The sequence below is a fragment of the Halopseudomonas formosensis genome, assembly GCF_900115905.1.
In the GTDB taxonomy this organism is placed as follows: Bacteria; Pseudomonadota; Gammaproteobacteria; order Pseudomonadales; family Pseudomonadaceae; genus Halopseudomonas; species Halopseudomonas formosensis.
The window spans coordinates 90,222-109,113 of the sequence record NZ_FOYD01000008.1 but is presented as its reverse complement, the minus strand read 5'-3'; the positions used below and the strand labels follow the sequence as shown (position 1 = coordinate 109,113).

Annotated in this window: 17 protein-coding genes and 1 pseudogene; 4 read left to right on the top strand and 14 right to left on the bottom strand. The window is 62.3% G+C overall.

The window, feature by feature from the left end; genetic code table 11:
• Positions 1–36 precede the first annotated feature (36 nt).
• The 3 genes from folP to rlmE all read right to left on the bottom strand — a co-directional run bounded on the left by folP (position 37) and on the right by rlmE (position 3,606).
• Positions 37–894, bottom strand: a complete 858-nt coding sequence (folP, locus tag BM046_RS11880; protein WP_090539734.1) for a dihydropteroate synthase — start codon at positions 892–894, stop codon at positions 37–39.
• 7 nt (positions 895–901) lie between these two features.
• Positions 902–2,839, bottom strand: coding sequence for an ATP-dependent zinc metalloprotease FtsH (gene ftsH / locus BM046_RS11875; protein WP_090539830.1), 1,938 nt, complete (start codon positions 2,837–2,839; stop codon positions 902–904).
• Between the two features lie 143 nt (positions 2,840–2,982).
• Positions 2,983–3,606, bottom strand: coding sequence for a 23S rRNA (uridine(2552)-2'-O)-methyltransferase RlmE (rlmE, locus tag BM046_RS11870; protein ID WP_090539733.1), 624 nt, complete (start codon positions 3,604–3,606; stop codon positions 2,983–2,985).
• A gap of 87 nt (positions 3,607–3,693) precedes the next feature.
• Here rlmE and yhbY point away from each other — a divergent pair, with 87 nt between their 5' ends.
• Positions 3,694–4,008: a ribosome assembly RNA-binding protein YhbY gene (yhbY, locus tag BM046_RS11865; RefSeq protein WP_090539732.1), complete on the top strand. Its 315-nt coding sequence runs from the start codon at positions 3,694–3,696 to the stop codon at positions 4,006–4,008.
• Here yhbY and BM046_RS11860 read toward each other — a convergent pair.
• The 4 genes from BM046_RS11860 to carA are packed head-to-tail and all read right to left on the bottom strand — an operon-like array spanning position 3,993 to position 9,302.
• Positions 3,993–4,442, bottom strand: coding sequence for a DUF4149 domain-containing protein (locus BM046_RS11860; RefSeq protein ID WP_235818641.1), 450 nt, complete (start codon positions 4,440–4,442; stop codon positions 3,993–3,995). The two genes, yhbY and BM046_RS11860, sit on opposite strands and share 16 nt — an antisense overlap.
• Positions 4,442–4,915: a transcription elongation factor GreA gene (greA, locus tag BM046_RS11855; RefSeq protein WP_090539731.1), complete on the bottom strand. Its 474-nt coding sequence runs from the start codon at positions 4,913–4,915 to the stop codon at positions 4,442–4,444. Before greA ends, BM046_RS11860 begins: the two co-directional genes overlap by 1 nt.
• A 2-nt stretch (positions 4,916–4,917) precedes the next feature.
• Positions 4,918–8,133 (bottom strand): carbamoyl-phosphate synthase large subunit, encoded by a 3,216-nt coding sequence (gene carB, locus BM046_RS11850; RefSeq protein WP_090539730.1) that lies wholly within the window; start codon positions 8,131–8,133, stop codon positions 4,918–4,920.
• 32 nt (positions 8,134–8,165) lie between these two features.
• Positions 8,166–9,302: a glutamine-hydrolyzing carbamoyl-phosphate synthase small subunit gene (gene carA, locus BM046_RS11845; protein ID WP_090539729.1), complete on the bottom strand. Its 1,137-nt coding sequence runs from the start codon at positions 9,300–9,302 to the stop codon at positions 8,166–8,168.
• 336 nt (positions 9,303–9,638) lie between these two features.
• Here carA and BM046_RS11840 point away from each other — a divergent pair, with 336 nt between their 5' ends.
• Positions 9,639–10,394: a hypothetical protein gene (locus tag BM046_RS11840; protein ID WP_090539728.1), complete on the top strand. Its 756-nt coding sequence runs from the start codon at positions 9,639–9,641 to the stop codon at positions 10,392–10,394.
• A 65-nt stretch (positions 10,395–10,459) separates the two neighbouring features.
• Here BM046_RS11840 and dapB read toward each other — a convergent pair whose 3' ends face one another.
• The 4 genes from dapB to grpE form a co-directional block, all read right to left on the bottom strand.
• Complete coding sequence (gene dapB, locus BM046_RS11835; protein ID WP_090539727.1) at positions 10,460–11,266, bottom strand: 4-hydroxy-tetrahydrodipicolinate reductase; 807 nt, start codon at positions 11,264–11,266, stop codon at positions 10,460–10,462.
• 11 nt (positions 11,267–11,277) lie between these two features.
• Entirely contained in the window at positions 11,278–12,408 is a 1,131-nt protein-coding gene (gene dnaJ, locus BM046_RS11830) for a molecular chaperone DnaJ (RefSeq protein WP_090539726.1), read from the bottom strand.
• A gap of 118 nt (positions 12,409–12,526) precedes the next feature.
• Positions 12,527–14,461, bottom strand: a complete 1,935-nt coding sequence (gene dnaK, locus BM046_RS11825; protein ID WP_268875179.1) for a molecular chaperone DnaK — start codon at positions 14,459–14,461, stop codon at positions 12,527–12,529.
• Between the two features lie 84 nt (positions 14,462–14,545).
• Entirely contained in the window at positions 14,546–15,127 is a 582-nt protein-coding gene (gene grpE / locus BM046_RS11820) for a nucleotide exchange factor GrpE (RefSeq protein ID WP_090539723.1), read from the bottom strand.
• Positions 15,128–15,278: 151 nt separating this feature from the next.
• Between grpE and recN the strand changes: the two genes are divergently transcribed.
• Entirely contained in the window at positions 15,279–16,946 is a 1,668-nt protein-coding gene (gene recN / locus BM046_RS11815) for a DNA repair protein RecN (protein WP_090539721.1), read from the top strand.
• A gap of 78 nt (positions 16,947–17,024) precedes the next feature.
• Here recN and fur read toward each other — a convergent pair whose 3' ends face one another.
• Complete coding sequence (gene fur, locus BM046_RS11810; RefSeq protein WP_090539719.1) at positions 17,025–17,432, bottom strand: ferric iron uptake transcriptional regulator; 408 nt, start codon at positions 17,430–17,432, stop codon at positions 17,025–17,027.
• A 96-nt stretch (positions 17,433–17,528) separates the two neighbouring features.
• Between fur and BM046_RS11805 the strand changes: the two are divergent.
• Positions 17,529–17,936, top strand: a pseudogene (locus tag BM046_RS11805) (outer membrane protein assembly factor BamE); the annotation flags it as partial.
• Between the two features lie 81 nt (positions 17,937–18,017).
• Here the strand turns inward: BM046_RS11805 and BM046_RS11800 are convergent.
• Both BM046_RS11800 and BM046_RS11795 read right to left on the bottom strand, forming a co-directional pair.
• The gene (locus BM046_RS11800; protein WP_090539712.1) at positions 18,018–18,329 is read right to left on the bottom strand and encodes an RnfH family protein; all 312 of its coding nucleotides are present in this window, start codon (positions 18,327–18,329) and stop codon (positions 18,018–18,020) included.
• Positions 18,322–18,753, bottom strand: a complete 432-nt coding sequence (locus BM046_RS11795; protein WP_090539710.1) for a type II toxin-antitoxin system RatA family toxin — start codon at positions 18,751–18,753, stop codon at positions 18,322–18,324. Before BM046_RS11795 ends, BM046_RS11800 begins: the two co-directional genes overlap by 8 nt.
• Between the last annotated feature and the right edge of the window lie 139 nt (positions 18,754–18,892).

Below are 18,892 nucleotides of genomic sequence, written 5' to 3'. Positions count from 1 at the left end.
CTGCTCAGAATAGCGTGTGGGTGCCCGATACCCGACTCAGCTCCGTCCGGCTGCCAGCACCGCCTCAGTCATGCGTACCGCGTCGACCGTTTCCGCGACGTCATGGACGCGGATAATACGCGCTCCCTTGACCACCGCCAACGTCGCCAATGCCAGCCCGCCGGCCAGGCGCTGATCAACCGGGCGATCCAGTGCCTGACCTATCATGCTCTTGCGCGACACGCCGACCAGCAGGGGCAGGTCCAGCGGGCGAACCTGCGGCATGGCATCGAACAGTTCGAGATTGTGCTGCAGTGTCTTGCCGAAACCGAATCCGGGATCCAGTACCAGGCGATCACGGGGGATCCCCGCGTCGAGGCAGGCTTGGACACGCTGTTCGAGGAAGGAGTTCACCGCCTCCAGCACCGAGGCATACTCCGGCGCCTGCTGCATGGTCTGCGGCTCGCCCTGCATGTGCATGAGGCACACTGCCAGGCCGGTATCCACCGCTGCATCCATCGCACCGGGGCGCTGCAGAGCCCGGATATCGTTGATCAGACCGGCACCCACCGCCGCCGAGCCGCGGATGACCTCGGGCGTACTGGTATCCACCGATACCACGGTGTCAAAGCGGGCGCGGATGGCCTCCACCATGGGCACCACCCGATCCACCTCCTCCTGCACGCCGACCAGGGCAGCGCCGGGACGGGTGGACTCGCCGCCCACATCGATCAGCGTGGCACCGGCAGCCAGCATCTGCTCCACCCGCTGCAGCGCGGCGTCCATGCGGTTGTAGCGGCCACCGTCGGAGAAGGAGTCGGGGGTCATGTTGAGAATACCCATGACATGGGTACGGGAAAGGTCGAGCTCCCGGTCGCCGCAGGGCAACCGGGAGTTAGTGCGTGTTTCGCTCATGCCTGTCTCAGTGTTCGCCGGCCGGACCACCGATAAGCCCGTCATCACGGGGCTCATCTTTGGCGTCGAGATTGTCATCCGTGGTCGGTGCCGCCGCCCCGGGACCACGACGGTCATCGTCGCTCCAGCCCTTGGGATCACGCACCGGCTTGCCGGCCATGATGTCGTTGATCTGCTCCAGATCGATGGTCTCGTATTTCATCAGGGCCTGGGCCATGGCATCGAGCTTGTCACGGTTCTCTTCAAGCAGGCGCTTGGCGGTGCTGTAGCAATCATCGATGATGCGCCGCACTTCCTCGTCGATCATGCGTGCCGTCTCGGCGGAGACGTTGGTCGCCTGGGCACCCTGACTGCGACCCAAAAATACCTCACCTTCCTCCTCGGCGTACATCAGCGGACCGAGCTTCTCCGACAGACCCCACTTGGTGACCATGTTGCGGGCCAGCTGGGTGGCACGCATGATGTCGTTGGAGGCGCCGGTGGTGACTCCGTCGAAGCCCAGGGTCATTTCCTCGGCGATACGGCCGCCGAACAGCGAGCAGATCTGACTCATCAGTGCGCGCTTGGACAGGCTGTAACGGTCTTCTTCCGGCAGGAACATGGTCACACCCAGGGCGCGCCCACGGGGAATGATGGACACCTTGTAGACCGGGTCGTGCTCGGGCACCAGACGACCGACAATGGCGTGACCGGCCTCGTGGTAGGCGGTATTGAGCTTTTCTTTCTCGGACATGACCATGGATTTGCGCTCGGCACCCATCATGATCTTGTCCTTGGCCAGCTCGAATTCGGCCATTTCCACCACCCGCTTGTTGGCGCGGGCAGCAAACAGGGACGCCTCGTTGACCAGGTTGGCCAGATCGGCACCGGAGAACCCCGGGGTCCCGCGGGCAATCGCCGAGGGCACCACATCGTCACCCAGCGGCACCTTGCGCATGTGCACCTTGAGAATCTGTTCGCGACCACGGATATCCGGCAGCCCCACCACTACCTGACGGTCGAAGCGGCCGGGGCGCAGCAGCGCCGGGTCAAGCACGTCCGGGCGGTTGGTGGCAGCGATGACGATGATGCCGTCGTTGGCCTCGAAACCGTCCATTTCCACCAGCAACTGGTTGAGGGTCTGCTCGCGCTCGTCGTGACCGCCGCCGAGGCCGGCACCACGATGGCGGCCGACGGCATCGATCTCGTCGATGAAGATGATGCAGGGCGCATGCTTCTTGGCCTGCTCGAACATGTCACGCACGCGGCTGGCACCGACACCGACGAACATCTCGACGAAATCGGAGCCGGAAATGGTAAAGAAGGGCACCTTGGCTTCGCCGGCAACCGCCTTGGCCAGAAGGGTCTTGCCGGTACCCGGCTGGCCGACCATCAATACGCCACGGGGTATGTGGCCGCCCAGACGCTGGAACTTGCCCGGGTCACGCAGGAACTCCACCAGCTCGGCGACTTCTTCCTTGGCCTCGTCGCAGCCGGCGACATCAGCGAAGGTGGTCTTGACCTGGTCTTCGGACAGCATCCGCGCCTTGCTCTTGCCGAAGCTCATCGGCCCACCACGGCCACCTGCCCCGCCCTGCATCTGGCGCATGAAGAACATGAAGATGGCAATGATGATCAGGATCGGGAAACTGGCAATCAGCAGCTGGGTCCAGATGCTCTGACGCTCGGGTTGCTTGCCCTCGATGACCACGTTGTTGTCCAGCAGATCGCCGATCAGGCCGTTGTCCTGAATGGCCGGCCGGACGGTCTTGAAGGTCTCCCCGTCACGGCGCTTGCCGGTGATCACGAAACCGTCGACGGTCACCCGCTCGACCTGGCGATCGTTCACCAGTTCGAGGAACTCGGTGTAGTTCATCGTGCGGGGCTCGGCGGTGGTGCTGAAGTTGTTCATCACGGTCACCAGCACCGCGGCAATGATCAACCACAGGATGAGGTTTTTCGCCATGTCGTTCAAATCGCTATCCTCTTGCCCCGCATGATGGTCGGGGCATGGCTGTATTTCGTCTGTTTATCCGACCTGTTTACATTACACCAGATTCCACCATGGCGGCAGTTTCAGCAGTGTAACGCCCTGTGTCATCCTGAGAGTCATTCGCCCTTGAAGCCGCGCCCCAGAAGATAGGTTTCCCGCGACCGGTCCCGGGACGCGCCCGGTTTGCGGGTAAGCACCTTGTCGAAGCGTGTGCGCAAATCCCGGTAGTAATCATCGAAGCCTTCACCGTGAAAGACCTTGATCAGGAAGTCGCCACCCGGGCGCAATACCCTGGCCGCCATGTCCAGTGCCAGCTCGCACAGATACATGGCACGCGGCTGATCCACAGCCGGTGTACCACTCATGTTGGGGGCCATATCGGAAATAACAAGGTCAACCGGCTGACCGCCGATCGCGGCGAGGATCTGCTCGAACACCTCATCCTCGGTGAAATCGCCCTGGATGAAGGTGACATCCGCTATGCCGTCCATCGGCAGTATGTCGGATGCGATGATACGGCCCTTCTCGCCGATCAGGCGGCTGGCCACCTGGCACCAGCCTCCGGGGGCGGCGCCCAGGTCGACCACCGTCATGCCGGGACGCAGCAGGCGGTCCTTCTCCTGGATTTCCAGCAGCTTGTAGCTGGCGCGGGAGCGGTAGCCGTCCTTCTGGGCCTTCTTCACATAGGGATCGTCAAAATGTTCCTTCAGCCAACCCTTGCTGGTCTTTGATCTTGCCACGGAATACCTCATGCAGCGTCCAGCGCCGCCGGTTATACTAAGCCCCTTTGACTACTGACACTCATCAACGGGAATCATCGGATTATTATGGCGCTCAGCTCTGAACAGAAGAAGGCCTTCAAACGCATCGGTCACCACCTCAAGCCGGTGGTCATTGTCAGTGAACAGGGTACTACCGAGGGCGTTCTGGCTGAGCTGGACCGCGCTCTGAACGATCACGAACTGATCAAGATCCGGGTCACGGTCGGCGATCGCGAGACCAAGCAGCTGCTGGTCAACGAGATCTGCCAGGCCACCGGTGCCGAGCTGGTACAGGTTATCGGCAAGATGGTGATACTGCTGCGCCGCAGCAAGACCCCCAACCCCAACCTGTCCAATCTGGTGCGCTACAAGGACTTCTGAGCAGCCTCGCCCCGGCGCGGCACTTCCTCGTCCGGCCGGGGCTGAAGGATCAGCACCAGCCCGGCAAAGGCAATGACCAGATAGCTGAACAGCTGCCAGTAATCACCCCGCGGCAGCGGCACCACCAGAAAGAAGCCAGCCGCCGCGACCAGCACCAGCAACAGCATCTGCCCGCGCAGATCCCGCCATACCGGGCGGCGCAACACCACCCAGGCCAGCAGACACTGCAGCAGCACACAGGCGACGGCAAAGCCGACCACCAGCGGACGCATGAAGCCGGCGATCTCCTGCACCAGCAGCGGCGCCAGACCGAACTTCTCCAGCGCCGGCAGCAGAACGAAATGCAGCATCCAGACACCGCCTACCCACAGGGTCTGGGCCAGTTGCCAGGCCACCCTGCCACTGCGCATGGCCGGCAAGGCAGCGTCCGGCATCACAGATGCTGGACCTCGACGATCTCGTACTCCACGACACCACTGGGGGTACGGACCACCACGATCTCACCCTCTTCCTTGCCGATCATCGCCCGGGCAATGGGCGAGGTGACCGAGATCTTGCCTTCCTTGATCTCGGCCTCGTCCTCGCCGACGATCCGATAGGTCACTTCCTCATCGGTTTCGACGTTGGCGATGGTGACCGTGGTGCCGAAGATGACCCTGCCGGTATAGGGAATGGTGGTCACATCGATCACCTGGGCCGCCGACAGACGACCCTCGATATCACTGATGCGTGCTTCCACCATGCCCTGCTGCTCGCGGGCGGCATGATACTCGGCGTTCTCCTTCAGGTCTCCCAGCTCTCGCGCCTCGGCAATGGCGGCGGTGATCTGCGGACGCATCACCGTCTTGAGGTGCTTGAGCTCTTCCTCGAGGGCGCGGGCGCCCTGAATGGTCATGGGATACTTCATGCTTACAATCTCTCGTGCAGATCCTGCAGACGGCGCACCGCCCGCTCGGGTCCGAATTTCAGTGCCATGCAGACAGCCTGACCACCGGCCAGGGTCGTGGTGGAGTACACCTTGTGCTGCAGCGCATTGCGGCGAATGGAATAGGAGTCCGCGATCGACTGACGACCTTCGGTGGTGTTGATCACCAGACGGATCTCGTCGTTCTTGATCATGTCGACGATGTGCGGACGACCTTCGGTGACCTTGTTCACCCGACGTACCGGCAGACCGGCGGCCTCGATGACCTGGGCAGTTCCGGCGGTGGCGACGATCTCGAAGCCCAGATCAACCAGCTCGCGGGCCATGTCGGCGACGAAGGGCTTGTCGTCCTCGCGCACGCTGATGAACACGGTGCCGGAGGTCGGCAGCACTTCGCTGGCGCCAAGCTGGGACTTGGCAAAGGCCTCGGCAAAGCAGTCGCCGATACCCATGACCTCACCGGTGGACTTCATTTCCGGCCCGAGAATCGGGTCGACACCCGGGAACTTGGCGAAGGGGAACACCGCTTCCTTGACGCTGTAGAAGTTCGGGATGATCTCCTGGGTGAAGCCCAGCTCCTTGAGGGTCTTGCCAGCCATGACGCGGGCAGCGATCTGCGCCAGGGACTGGCCGATGCACTTGGACACGAAGGGCACGGTACGCGAGGCGCGTGGATTCACCTCGATGACGTAGATGGTGTCACCCTGCAGTGCCAGCTGCACGTTCATCAGACCGACCACGCCCAGTTCCAGCGCCATGCGCTTGACCTGATCGCGCATCTGGTCCTGGATCTCCGGGGACAGCGAATACGGCGGCAGCGAACAGGCGGAGTCGCCGGAGTGCACGCCAGCCTGTTCGATATGCTGCATGATGGCGCCGATGACCACATCGGTACCGTCGGACACCGCATCCACATCGATCTCGATGGCGCAGTTGAGGAAGTGATCCAGCAGCACCGGGCTGTCGTTGGACACTTTCACCGCATCACGCAGGTAGCGCTTGAGCTCCTCTTCCTGGTAGACGATTTCCATCGCGCGACCACCCAGCACATAGGAGGGACGCACCACCAGCGGGTAGCCGATCTTCGCTGCGGCGCTGATGGCCTCGTCTTCGCTGCGCACGGTAGCGTTCGGCGGCTGACGCAGTTTCAGACGCTCGACCATCTGCTGGAAGCGCTCACGGTCCTCGGCACGGTCGATGGCCTCGGGGCTGGTGCCGATGATCGGCACGCCGGCCTCTTCCAGGGCGCGGGCCAGCTTCAGCGGGGTCTGACCGCCATACTGCACGATCACGCCCTTGGGCTGCTCGACCCGCACTATCTCCAGCACGTCCTCCAGGGTCACCGGCTCGAAGTACAGACGATCGGAGGTGTCATAGTCGGTGGAAACGGTTTCCGGGTTGCAGTTGACCATGATGGTCTCGTAACCGTCTTCGCGCATGGCCAGCGCCGCGTGCACGCAGCAGTAGTCGAACTCGATACCCTGGCCGATACGGTTCGGGCCGCCGCCGAGTACCATGATCTTGTCACGGCTGGTCGGATCGGCCTCGCACTCTTCCTCATAGGTGGAGTACATGTAGGCGGTATCGGTGGCGAACTCGGCGGCACAGGTATCCACCCGCTTGTAGGTCGGGAACACACCCAGCTTGTGGCGCTGCGAACGCAGGTTCTTCTCGCTCACGCCCAGCAGCTGTGCCAGACGGGTATCGGAGAAGCCCTTGCGCTTGAGGCGGAACATCAGGTCGCGATCCACGTCGGCCAGCCCCAGCTGACTCAGGTGCTGCTCTTCCTTGATGAGATCCTCGATCTGCACCAGGAACCAGGGATCGATCTTGGTCAGCTCGAAGATGCGCTCGACACTCATGCCGGCACGGAAGGCATCACCGATGTACCAGATACGCTCGGCACCCGGCACGGTCAGCTCGCGGGTCAGGATGGTCGCGGCGTCAGCGGCGCCCAGATCCAGCTGCGGATCGAAGCCGCAGGAACCCACTTCCAGCCCGCGCAGGGCCTTCTGCATGGACTCCTGGAAGGTGCGGCCGATGGCCATGACTTCACCCACGGACTTCATCTGGGTGGTCAGGCGGGCGTCGGCATTGGGGAACTTCTCGAAGGCAAAACGCGGTACCTTGGTGACCACGTAGTCGATCGACGGCTCGAACGAGGCCGGAGTACGGCCGCCGGTGATGTCGTTGCTCAGCTCGTCCAGGGTGTAACCCACGGCCAGCTTGGCAGCGATCTTGGCAATCGGGAAGCCGGTGGCCTTGGAGGCCAGCGCCGAGGAGCGCGACACGCGCGGGTTCATCTCGATGACCACCATGCGGCCGTCGACCGGATTGATGCCGAACTGGACGTTGGAACCACCGGTTTCCACACCGATCTCGCGCAGTACCGCCAGGGAGGCGTTGCGCATGATCTGGTATTCCTTGTCGGTCAGGGTCTGGGCCGGAGCCACGGTGATGGAGTCACCGGTATGCACGCCCATCGGGTCGAAGTTCTCGATGGAGCAGACGATGATGCAGTTGTCCTTCTTGTCGCGGACCACCTCCATCTCGTATTCCTTCCAGCCGATCAGCGACTCGTCGATCAGCAGCTCCTTGGTCGGCGACAGATCCAGACCGCGGGTGCAGATTTCCTCGAATTCCTCACGGTTATAGGCGATACCGCCGCCAGTGCCGCCCATGGTGAAGGAGGGACGGATGATGCAGGGGAAGCCGACCTTGTCCAGCACGCCGTAGGCTTCGTCCATGTTGTGGGCGATACCCGAACGCGGGCATTCCAGACCGATGGCACGCATGGCCTGGTCGAAGCGCGAACGGTCCTCGGCCTTGTCGATGGTGTCGGCGTTGGCTCCGATCATCTCGACGCCGAACTTTTCCAGCACCCCGTGCTTTTCCAGATCCAGCGCACAGTTCAGTGCGGTCTGGCCGCCCATGGTCGGCAGCAGGGCGTCGGGACGCTCCTTCTCGATGATCCGCGCCACGGTCTGCCACTTGATCGGCTCGATATAGGTGGCGTCGGCCATGGCCGGGTCGGTCATGATGGTGGCCGGGTTGGAGTTCACCAGGATGACCCGGAAACCCTCTTCGCGCAGCGCCTTGCAGGCCTGGGCGCCGGAATAGTCGAACTCGCAGGCCTGGCCGATGACGATGGGCCCGGCGCCGAGGATCAGAATACTCTTGATGTCAGTACGTTTTGGCATGTGTGCTATTAATCCTTGGGTGTGCCGGCGACTCAGGCGCGCTTGGCCATGGCTGCAATGAAACGCTCGAACAGCGGAGCCACGTCACCCGGGCCGGGGCTGGCCTCGGGGTGACCCTGGAAGCTGAAGGCTTCCTTGTCGGTGCGCTCGATACCCTGCAGGGTGCCGTCAAACAGTGATTTGTAGGTTGCCCGCACGTTGGCCGGCAGGGCGCTCTCGTCCACTGCGAACCCGTGGTTCTGGCTGGTGATCATGACCTCACCGGTCTTCAGATTCTGTACCGGGTGGTTGGCACCGTGGTGCCCGCTGGGCATCTTGACCGTGCGCGCGCCCGAGGCCAGGGCCAGCAGCTGGTGACCCAGACAGATGCCCAGGATCGGGGTATCGGTCTCCAGCAGCTCGCGGATGGCGCGGATGGCGTAGTCGCAGGGCTCCGGGTCTCCCGGGCCATTGGACAGCAGTACGCCATCGGGATTGAGCGCCAGCACATCGGCAGCGGACGTCTGGGCGGGCACCACGGTCAGGCGGCAACCGCGCGCTACCAGCATGCGCAGAATGTTGTGCTTGACGCCGTAATCATAGACCACCACATGGTAGGGCAGCTGCGCTGCGTCTATCTCGGGGTAGCTGTCGGTAGCCAGATCCCAGGTGCTCTGCCGCCACTCGTAGACGCTGGTGGTAGTGACTTCCTTGGCCAGGTCCATACCCTTGATGCCGGCAAACCCCCTGGCCAGCTCCAGCGCCTTCTCTTCGGTTGCATCCTCACCTGCCATGATGCAGCCATTCTGCGCCCCTTTTTCCCGCAGAATGCGGGTCAGGCGACGGGTATCGACACCGGCAATGGCGACAGTGCCGTTTTCCTTCAGGTACTCGCCCAGCGGCTGACGGCTGCGCCAGTTGCTGGCGATCAGCGGCAGATCCCGGATGATCAGACCGGCAGCCCAGACCCGGTCGGATTCGGCATCCAGCGGGGTGGTACCGGTATTGCCGATATGCGGGTAGGTCAGCGTGACCATTTGACGCGCGTATGATGGATCGGTGAGGATCTCCTGGTATCCGGTCATGGCCGTATTGAATACGACCTCGCCGACGCTGTGGCCGTCGGCGCCGATGGCTTCACCACGGAAGATGCTGCCGTCGGCGAGAGCAAGAATGGCGGGCTTGGACAAGAAAACCTCCGAAAGACTGACACGTTTTTGCCGAACGCGGGCTGCACAAAAGCGGGAATGATGTGATTTCCACTTCACCCCACTGCAAAGGCATTGTCAGATACGCGCTGAGATAGACAGATTAGCCCGACATTTTACCGGCTTGACCAATAAATATCCACACCGGTTATCCCCTTACATCCACACGACCAAGACGTTCTGCCGTTCTGTTTCATAATCCCGGCGGACGTGTTAAAACTGCATCTGGATCACGAAACCTGTGCAGGCGCACCAGCACCCCGTTGCTGGCCGGGCGGCTCGACACAAGGTTCAACAACAAGAACAGGGACTTCAACCATGAAAACCTATCTGAAGTATGTATTGTTCCTGCTGTTCCTCGGACTTGCTGCCCAGTCCCAGGCCGATGCACAGCTGGCTCAGAGTCTTCACGAGCTGCGCAGTGAAGGCTACCGCGCGGCCACCTATCTGCTGATCGACAACAACCTCTACGAGCGGGTACGCGAACCGGGCAACCGGGAAGCCTACAACGAAGCCCTGCTCAATATGGAGAAACTGCTGCGCCAGCTGGACAACCCCAGCGACATCCGCGTGCCCTACAACCAGTTCGTCAGCCTGATCCGCGAGATCGAGAACCAGACCGAGGAAGAGGCGCACTATCATCTGGCCACGGTCAACCGCACCATGATGGCCCACGCGGAGATGGACAAGGCCATCGCCGCACGCTATGCCAGCGCCGCCGAAGGAGCCGATGAGCGTCTGCTCGCGCTGCACCAGCAGAGCCTGGAGACCAATCAGATCCTGCTTTTGTACCAGAACAACATGTTCAGCTCGATCGGCGTGTACTTCATGGAGACCAGCGAAGGCATCTTCAACACCATAGATGCACGCATCACCGCACGGGCGGCAACCCTTCGCGAGCTGCTGCCGGACCTGAACCCGACGCTGCAGGATCTGGAAAAGCAGTACAGCTTCATTCAGCCGCGACTGATCAATCACCACGACAACTGGGTGCCCACCATCGCCGCCTTCTATCTGCTGCGCAACACCAAAACCCTGGATCAGATGGCGCGCGATCAGCTGCGCCAGAGCTGAGCGCCATTCAGCAACAAAAAAGCCCGGTCAGACCACCTGACCGGGCTTTTTTTGTACCGCAAATCTCAATCACGCAGCGAGAGTACATCCTGCATGTCGAACAGCCCCCGGTCATGGGCCGCCAGCCAGATGGCCGAACGCACCGCGCCCTTGGCAAAGGTCATGCGACTGGAGGCCTTGTGGGTGATCTCCACGCGCTCACCCTCGGTGGCAAACAGCACCGTGTGATCACCCACCACATCCCCGGCGCGCACGGTGGCGAAACCGATGGTCTGCCGATCACGGGCGCCGGTCTGGCCTTCGCGGCCGTACACCGCAACCTTCTGCAGATCCCGCCCCAGCGCCTGGGCCACTACCTCACCCATGCGCAGCGCGGTACCGGAGGGGGCATCCACCTTGTGCCTGTGGTGCGCTTCGATGATCTCGATATCCGCATCATCGCCCATGACCCGGGCGGCCATGTCCAGCAGCTTGAGCGTCAGATTGACGCCGACGCTGAAGTTCGGCGCAAAGACCACCGGGACCTGCTCGGCCGCCCGGCTGATCAACTGCTTTTCCTCCTCGGAAAAGCCGGTGGTACCGATGACCATGGCCTTGCCGGCGGTGCGGCAGATTTCCAGGTTGACCAGAGTACTGGTCGGATGGGTGAAATCGATCAGCACATCGAAGTCGTCGAGTACCTGCGCCAGATCCCCGACGATGGCCACGCCCAGCCGACCGACACCGGCCAGCTCGCCGGCATCAGCACCGAGCAGGCTGCTCTCCGGGCGCTCGATGGCGGCCGTCAGACGCGCCCCCTCAGCCTGACCTATGGCCTCGATCAGGGTCTTGCCCATGCGTCCGGCTGCGCCGATTACCGCTATTCTTCTCATGCTTTCCCCGGTCAGAACTTCATGTCTTCAAAGAAATTTTTCACGCCCTCGAACCAGCTCTTGGCCCGCGGCGTCTGATTGCTGCCCTCAGCCTGCAGGGTATCACGCAATTCGCTGAGCAACTCGCGCTGCCGCTTGGTCAGATTAACCGGGGTTTCCAGCACCACACGGCACAGCAGGTCGCCGGGGGCACCACCACGCACCGGCACCACGCCCTTGCCACGCAGGCGGAACAGCTTGCCGGTCTGGGTTCCCTCGGGAATCTTCAGCTTGACCCGGCCGTCCAGAGTCGGCACCTCAAGCTCGCCACCCAGGGCCGCTTCGACAAAGTTGATCGGCACCTCGCAATAGAGGTTCTTGCCATCGCGCTGGAAGATCCGGTGTTCGCGTACCGACACCACCACATAGAGGTCGCCGGTGGGTCCACCGTTGACCCCGGCCTCGCCCTCCCCGGCCAGACGGATGCGGTCACCATTATCCACGCCCGGCGGCACCTTGACCGACAGGGTCTTGGTTTCTTCCACACGGCCCTGGCCATGGCAGTCGCGGCAGGGGTCACTGATCATCTGCCCGGTACCATGACACCGCGGACAGGTCTGCTGCACAGCGAAGAAGCCCTGCTGCATGCGCACCTGACCATGACCGCCACAGGTGGTACAGGTGGTCGGCTTGGTACCCTTCTTGGCACCGCTGCCGTCACAGGTCTTGCAGCCCACCAGGGTCGGCACCTTGATGGTCACGGTGGTACCGCGCACAGCCTCTTCCAGATCCAGCTCCAGGGTATAGCGCAGATCGCTGCCGCGCTGCACCGAGGAACGGCCGCGACCGCCGCCCCCGAAGATATCGCCGAACACGTCGCCGAAGATATCGGAGAAATTGCCGCCGCCGAAACCGCCGGCACCGGCGCCCATGTTCGGATCCACGCCGGCATGACCGTACTGGTCGTAGGCCGCCCGCTTGTTGGCGTCGGTCAGAATCTCGTAAGCCTCGTTGGCTTCCTTGAATTTCTCTTCCGCTTCCTTGTCATCCGGATTGCGATCCGGGTGATATTTCATTGCCAACCGGCGATAGGCTTTTTTCAGCTCGGCTTCACTGGCGCCGCGCTCCACGCCCAGCACTTCGTAATAGTCACGCTTGGCCATATGTCCTGTTTCCTTTGGAATATCCTACGGCACAAACAGCAACGCGGGATAAGCTCCCGCGTTGCCCTGCCGCGCTGTGCACGGGCCCACCCTGAGGCAGGCCCGGTGCACCCAAGGACTACTTGTTGTCCTTGACTTCTTCGAACTCGGCATCGACCACATCATCTGCGTCAGCCTTGCTCTCGCCGGCATTGGCCTGGGCATCGCCCTGGGCTGCCTGCTCCTCATACATCTTCTGCACAACCGGGGCAGAGGCTTCGGACAGCGCATTGATCTTGGCTTCGATCTCTGCCTTGTCATCACCCTTGACCGCTTCTTCCAGATCGGCAAGCGCCTTCTCGATTGCGGCCTTCTGCTCCTCGGTGGCCTTGTCGCCGGCTTCGGACAGGGTCTTGCGGGTGGCATGCACCAGCTGATCGCCCTGGTTGCGCACGGTCACCAGCTCCTCGAACTTGCGGTCCTCCTCGGCGTTGGCCTCGGCATCACGCACCATCTTCTCGATTTCTTCATCCGACAGACCGGAGTTGGCCTTGATGACGATCGACTGCTGCTTGCCGGTGGCCTTGTCCTTGGCGGACACGTTGAGGATACCGTTGGCATCGATGTCGAAGCTGACCTCGATCTGCGGCACACCGCGCGGCGCCGGCGGAATGTCGGCAAGGTCGAAGCGACCCAGCGACTTGTTCTGCGTGGCCTGCTTGCGCTCGCCCTGCAGCACGTGAATGGTCACGGCAGTCTGGTTGTCGTCCGCGGTGGAGAACACCTGCGACTTCTTGGTCGGAATGGTGGTGTTCTTCTCGATCAGGGTGGTCATCACACCGCCCATGGTCTCGATACCCAGCGACAGCGGGGTCACGTCCAGCAGCAGCACGTCCTTCACGTCACCGGCCAGTACCGCGCCCTGAATGGCAGCGCCAACGGCTACCGCTTCATCCGGGTTGACGTCCTTGCGCGGCTCCTTGCCGAAGAATTCGGCAACGGTCTTCTGCACCAGCGGCATGCGGGTCTGACCACCGACCAGGATCACCTCGTTGATTTCCGAGGCGTCCAGACCGGCATCCTGCATGGCGATGCGGCAGGGCTCGATACTGCGCTTGACCAGATCCTCGACCAGCGACTCCAGCTTGGCACGGGTTACCTTGACCTGCAGGTGCTTGGGACCCGAGGCGTCAGCAGTGATGTACGGCAGGTTGACATCGGTCTGCTGGCTGGAGGACAGCTCGATCTTGGCTTTCTCGGCCGCTTCCTTCAGACGCTGCAGCGCCAGCGGATCGTTGTGCAGGTCAACGCCGTTTTCCTTCTTGAACTCGTCTGCCAGATAGTCGATCAGACGCATGTCGAAGTCTTCACCACCGAGGAAGGTGTCACCGTTGGTCGCCAGCACCTCGAACTGGTGCTCGCCATCCACTTCGGCAATCTCGATGATGGACACGTCGAAGGTACCACCACCCAGGTCGTAGACCACCACGGTGGAGTCACCACGGGCCTTGTCCATGCCGTAGGCCAGCGCCGCGGCTGTGGGCTCGTTGATGATGCGCTTGACGTCCAGACCGGCGATACGCCCGGCGTCCTTGGTCGCCTGGCGCTGGCTGTCGTTGAAGTAGGCCGGAACGGTGATGACCGCTTCGGTCACAGGCTCGCCCAGGTAGTCCTCGGCGGTCTTCTTCATCTTTTTCAGCACTTCCGCGGAAATCTGCGGCGGCGCCATCTTCTCGCCCTTGGCTTCGACCCAGGCATCGCCGTTGTCGGCCTTGACGATCTTGTAGGGCACCAGTTTGATGTCCTTCTGCACCACGTCCTCATCGAAGCGGCGACCGATCAGGCGCTTCACCGCATAGAGGGTGTTGTGCGGATTGGTAACCGACTGACGCTTGGCGGACTGGCCGACCAGGGTCTCGCCGTCGCTGGTGTAGGCGACGATGGACGGAGTGGTGCGCCCGCCTTCGGCGTTCTCGATGACCTTGGCGGCACCGTTCTCCATGACAGCGACGCAGGAGTTGGTGGTCCCCAGGTCGATACCGATGATCTTACCCATGTGTTTATGTCTCCGAATATGCTGGCCGCACGTACCCGGCGGCGCTGTTCAATCTGTTCTGAACTCTAGATAAGGCCGGAAAATGCTATTTCAAGTACAACTTCACGCCTGTTCGTCAATTGTTCCGCCAGTCTGGTCAGACCCGGCCTTGCTTACGACCACCATGGCCGGGCGCAGCAAGCGCTCATTCAGGGTGTAACCCTTCTGGAACACCTTGAGCACGGTATTGGGCTCGACCTTGTCGCTGGCCTCCATCGCCATCGCCTGATGCAGCTCGGGGTTGAAGGGCTCACCCTCCGGATTCACAGCCACTACCTGATGCCGCGCCAGAGTGTCGGTGAACAGTTTCAGGGTCAGCTCCATGCCTTCACGCATGGGCCGGATGGCCGGATCCTCGTTACTGGACAGCTCCAGACCGCGCTCCAGGCTGTCAACCACCGCCAGCAGATCCATGGAAAACCGCTCCAGGGCAAACTTGTGCGCCTTGGCGATTTCCTGCTCCGCCCGGCGGCGGGCGTTCTGCGCGTCGGCAACGGCACGCAGCGCCTGGTCCTGGGCGGCAGCCAGCTGCTCCTCGAGTTCGGCGATACGGGCAGCGGGGTCATCCCCGGCCGGAGTCGCGGCTTCCTGCTGCTCGGTTCCGATCTCCTCGCCCTGCAGCTCCTGTTTCTGTTCGTCCACCATGTCTCCTCCTGTCAGCAAATGGGTGACGAGGCCCTCAGGCCACGCGCATGACCTCTATATGGGGCTGCCGGAGGGATGTTCAAGGGGGTTGAACAACAAACCACGACTACTGTATAAACAACCAGAACAACAAGCCTGCGGAGATGACTCCATGCTGCTGCACCTGGCGGTGAATAACTACGCAATCGTCGATCATCTGGAACTGGAGCTCGATCGCGGCATGACCGTGATCACCGGCGAAACCGGTGCGGGCAAATCCATCATGCTGGACGCCCTGGCCCTGACCCTCGGCGACCGCGCCGACAGTGGCGCGGTGCGACCCGGTGCGGACAAGGCAGACATCCTCGCCACCTTCGACATCAGCGACATTCCGGAAGCGCAACAGTGGCTCGAGCAGCGCGACCTGGCCAGTGACGAGCATCAGGTGATACTGCGCCGAGTAGTCACCGCCGAAGGCCGCTCCCGGGGCTACATCAACGGCAGCCCCTGTCCGCAACAGGACCTCAAGGCGCTGGGCGAGATGCTCATCGACATCCACAGCCAGCACGAACATCAGTCCCTGCTCAAGACCGACACCCACCGCCGGTTGCTGGACGACTATGCCGGCGCCAGCGAGCTGGCGCGGCAGGTGCAGCTGGCTGCCCAGCGCTGCCGGCAGACCGAACAGGCCCTCGAACAGGCCAGCAACATCAGCGAGGAGCAGAATGCCCGCCAGCAACTGCTCAGTTACCAGCTGGAGGAGTTGGATAACCTGAGTCTGCAGGACGGCGAACTGGAGCAGCTGGAAAGCGAACAACGGCAGCTGGCCAACGCCGAGCAGATAATGCAGTCCTGCCAGCAGATCATCAATATCTGCAGTGAAAGCGACAGCGGCAGCGTGCTGCAGGCGCTCAGCGCCTGCCTCAACCGCCTCAACGGCCTGCACCACCATGGCCGCAGCCTGGGCGAGGCCCACGACCTGCTCACCGGCGCCCAGATCCAGATCGAGGAAGCCGTCGGAGAACTCAGTCGCTACCTCGATCATTTCGAGGCGGACCCCGAACGCCAGCAACAGGTTGAAGAGCGTCTGGGGGTGATCCACGACCTGGCGCGCAAGCATCGGATTCCGCCCCAGGAGCTGCCGGCCCTGCAGCAACGCCTGATCGACGAGCTGGAAGGCATCCAGCAGAGCGATGCGGACAAGGACCGCCTGACCGAGGAGCTGGCCGCCTACCGCGAGCACTATCAGCAACTGGCCGCGAAGCTGTCCGCGATCCGCCATAAGGCCGCGCAGAAACTGGCCAAGGCGGTGACCGGCGAGATCCAGCAGCTGGGCATGCCGGGCGGCCAGGTACAGGTCGAACTGCGTCCACTCACCAGCGCCCAGTACCCCCTGCAGGGACTGGAGAACGTCGAATTTCTGGTCAGCGCCAACCCGGGTCAGCCGGCCAAGCCGCTGGCCAAGGTGGCCTCAGGTGGCGAGCTGTCACGCATCAGCCTGGGCATCCAGGTGATCACCGCCCAGACCTCCCGGGTACCGACCCTGGTGTTCGATGAAGTGGATGTAGGCATTGGCGGCCCGACTGCCGAGATCGTCGGCAAACTGCTCCGTCATCTCGGCGAGCGTGGCCAGGTTCTGACCGTCACCCACCTGCCGCAGGTCGCCGCCCAGGGGCATCAGCACCTGTTCGTGCGCAAGGAGCAGCGACGGGATTCGACCCGCACCTGCATAGACAGGCTGGAGGGGGAGGACAGGGTTCAGGAAGTGGCCCGCATGCTGGGCGGAGTGGATCTGACGGAGGAGTCGCTGGCCCACGCCCGCCGGCAGCTGGCGCGGTAGGAAGAGGAAGCGGCCGAACTGGCTGCTCCGAGAACCGGTCGGGCCTGACGACAGCCCCGACCGATCGGCAGGAAGGGATCAGATATCCCGTTTCTTCACATAGAGCACCAGATTGTGGTCGACCAGCTCGTAGCCGTGCTCGCGCACGATCTGTTCCTGGCGCCGCTCGATTTCGGGATCGAAGAACTCGATCACCTCGCCGGTATCCACACAGACCATGTGATCGTGGTGCTCGCCATCGGCCAGTTCGAAAACGGCATGCCCGCCATCGAAGTTGTGGCGCACCACCAGACCTGCGGATTCAAACTGGGTCAGCACCCGGTAAACGGTTGCCAGACCCACGTCCTCCCCCGCCTCCATCAGCGCCTTGTAGACATCCTCCGCACTCATGTGCCGGTCATCGTCGTTGGCCAGCATCTGCAGAATCTTGACTCGCGGCAGCGTGACCTTGAGGCCGGCCTTACGCAGTTCGTGATTTTCAACCATGGTTCAGTTTCTCTCCACAATGCTTCGCAGCGCTGGATCTGTCGGGTATGATTCAGGGCCATTCAGCAAACTTTCGATAGTGGATGTTACCACGCGATGCCAAATAGTCTGAACCGTGCCCTTTGTATCCTGGTATTTTGTGCCGCCAGCGCCAGCCTTTCCGGTTGCGGATTCCCCGGCGTGTACAAGATCGACATTCAACAGGGCAACGTCGTTACCCAGGAAATGGTGGACCAGTTGCGCCCCGGCATGACCACCCGCCAGGTGCGCTTCATCATGGGCACCCCGCTCATCCAGGACACCTTCGAACCGAACCGCTGGGATTACCTGTACAGCATGCAGTCGGGGCATAACCCCCGCGAGCAGGAACGTATCAGCCTGATGTTCGAGAATGATCGTCTGGTCGGTCTGGCCGGCGACTTTGTCCCCGGCACCAGCCGCGACGAGGCCATCATGGGCAACACCACCGATCCCGCGACACAGGACATCGAACCGGCAGCCCGCAGCTACCCGATCGACCTCGGCGCCCCGCTCGGCACCGGCGAATGATATCCAGGGGAGCGGCGGCTGGCCCCGCTCCCCTGCTCACTCGCTTTTGAGTCCTTCCCTGGCCCGCGCGGCGCGCTGCTTGCGCACCTCCTTCGGGTCGGCAATCAGCGGTCGGTAGATCTCCACCCGCTCGCCATCCTCAAGCACCCGCTCGGCCGGCGCCGCCACCACCTTGCCGAAGATGCCCATGGCGCTGTGCTCCACATCCAGCCCCGGAAAGTGCTCGGCGATACGTGACAGCTGTGCCGCCTGCAGCATGGTGGTGCCCGCCGGAACCGTCAGCCTTATGACCTTCTGCTTGTCCGGCAGCGCATAGGCCACCTCGACACTGATGCCCTTATCAACCATAGAGTTCGTGCGCCCGCTTGGAGAACGCCTCGACCATGGTATTGGCGGCATGGTTGAACAGCGGACCCAGCGTCGCCTTTACCAGCGTGCCGGAGTAGTTGAACTGCAGATCCAGGGTGATCTTGCAGGCCTGCTCGTTGAGCGCCTGAAACTCCCAGACCCCGTGCAGCTCACTGAAGGGACCGTCCTCCAGGTGCATGTCGATACGCTTGCCCGGCACCAGATCGTTACGGGTGGTGAAGCTCTGATGGATCCCCGCCTTGCCCACGGTCAGCCGGGCACGCATCTGCTCGTCACTCTCGCTGAGAACTTCCGCCTTGCTGCACCAGGGGAGGAATTCGGGGTAATGCTCGACCCGGTTCACCAGGTCATACAGACGCTCTGCTGGAAATGGCAACAGAGCCGAACGCTTGATATGCGTCATAAATGATCACTTAGTTGCTCAGAAATATGCTTGGGCAGAACATAGCCTACCAGCGAATAGACCACAGGGTGCAGGGGCAATTCCTCACCACCTGCCCGGCGACCCGGCACGAAGGACGACTCCAACCGCTGCCGTCCCC

Bases quoted from the DNA above. Each gene is read 5' to 3' on its own strand.
- fur (WP_090539719.1), bottom strand. From the start codon at position 17,432: ATGGTTGAAAATCACGAACTGCGTAAGGCCGGCCTCAAGGTCACGCTG.
- ftsH (WP_090539830.1), bottom strand. From the start codon at position 2,839: ATGGCGAAAAACCTCATCCTGTGGTTGATCATTGCCGCGGTGCTGGTG.
- recN (WP_090539721.1), top strand. From the start codon at position 15,279: ATGCTGCTGCACCTGGCGGTGAATAACTACGCAATCGTCGATCATCTG.
- dapB (WP_090539727.1), bottom strand. From the start codon at position 11,266: ATGAGAAGAATAGCGGTAATCGGCGCAGCCGGACGCATGGGCAAGACC.
- BM046_RS11860 (WP_235818641.1), bottom strand. From the start codon at position 4,442: ATGCCGGACGCTGCCTTGCCGGCCATGCGCAGTGGCAGGGTGGCCTGG.
- BM046_RS11795 (WP_090539710.1), bottom strand. From the start codon at position 18,753: ATGACGCATATCAAGCGTTCGGCTCTGTTGCCATTTCCAGCAGAGCGT.
- carB (WP_090539730.1), bottom strand. From the start codon at position 8,133: ATGCCAAAACGTACTGACATCAAGAGTATTCTGATCCTCGGCGCCGGG.
- grpE (WP_090539723.1), bottom strand. From the start codon at position 15,127: ATGGTGGACGAACAGAAACAGGAGCTGCAGGGCGAGGAGATCGGAACC.
- folP (WP_090539734.1), bottom strand. From the start codon at position 894: ATGAGCGAAACACGCACTAACTCCCGGTTGCCCTGCGGCGACCGGGAG.
- yhbY (WP_090539732.1), top strand. From the start codon at position 3,694: ATGGCGCTCAGCTCTGAACAGAAGAAGGCCTTCAAACGCATCGGTCAC.
- BM046_RS11800 (WP_090539712.1), bottom strand. From the start codon at position 18,329: ATGGTTGATAAGGGCATCAGTGTCGAGGTGGCCTATGCGCTGCCGGAC.
- greA (WP_090539731.1), bottom strand. From the start codon at position 4,915: ATGAAGTATCCCATGACCATTCAGGGCGCCCGCGCCCTCGAGGAAGAG.
- BM046_RS11840 (WP_090539728.1), top strand. From the start codon at position 9,639: ATGAAAACCTATCTGAAGTATGTATTGTTCCTGCTGTTCCTCGGACTT.
- dnaJ (WP_090539726.1), bottom strand. From the start codon at position 12,408: ATGGCCAAGCGTGACTATTACGAAGTGCTGGGCGTGGAGCGCGGCGCC.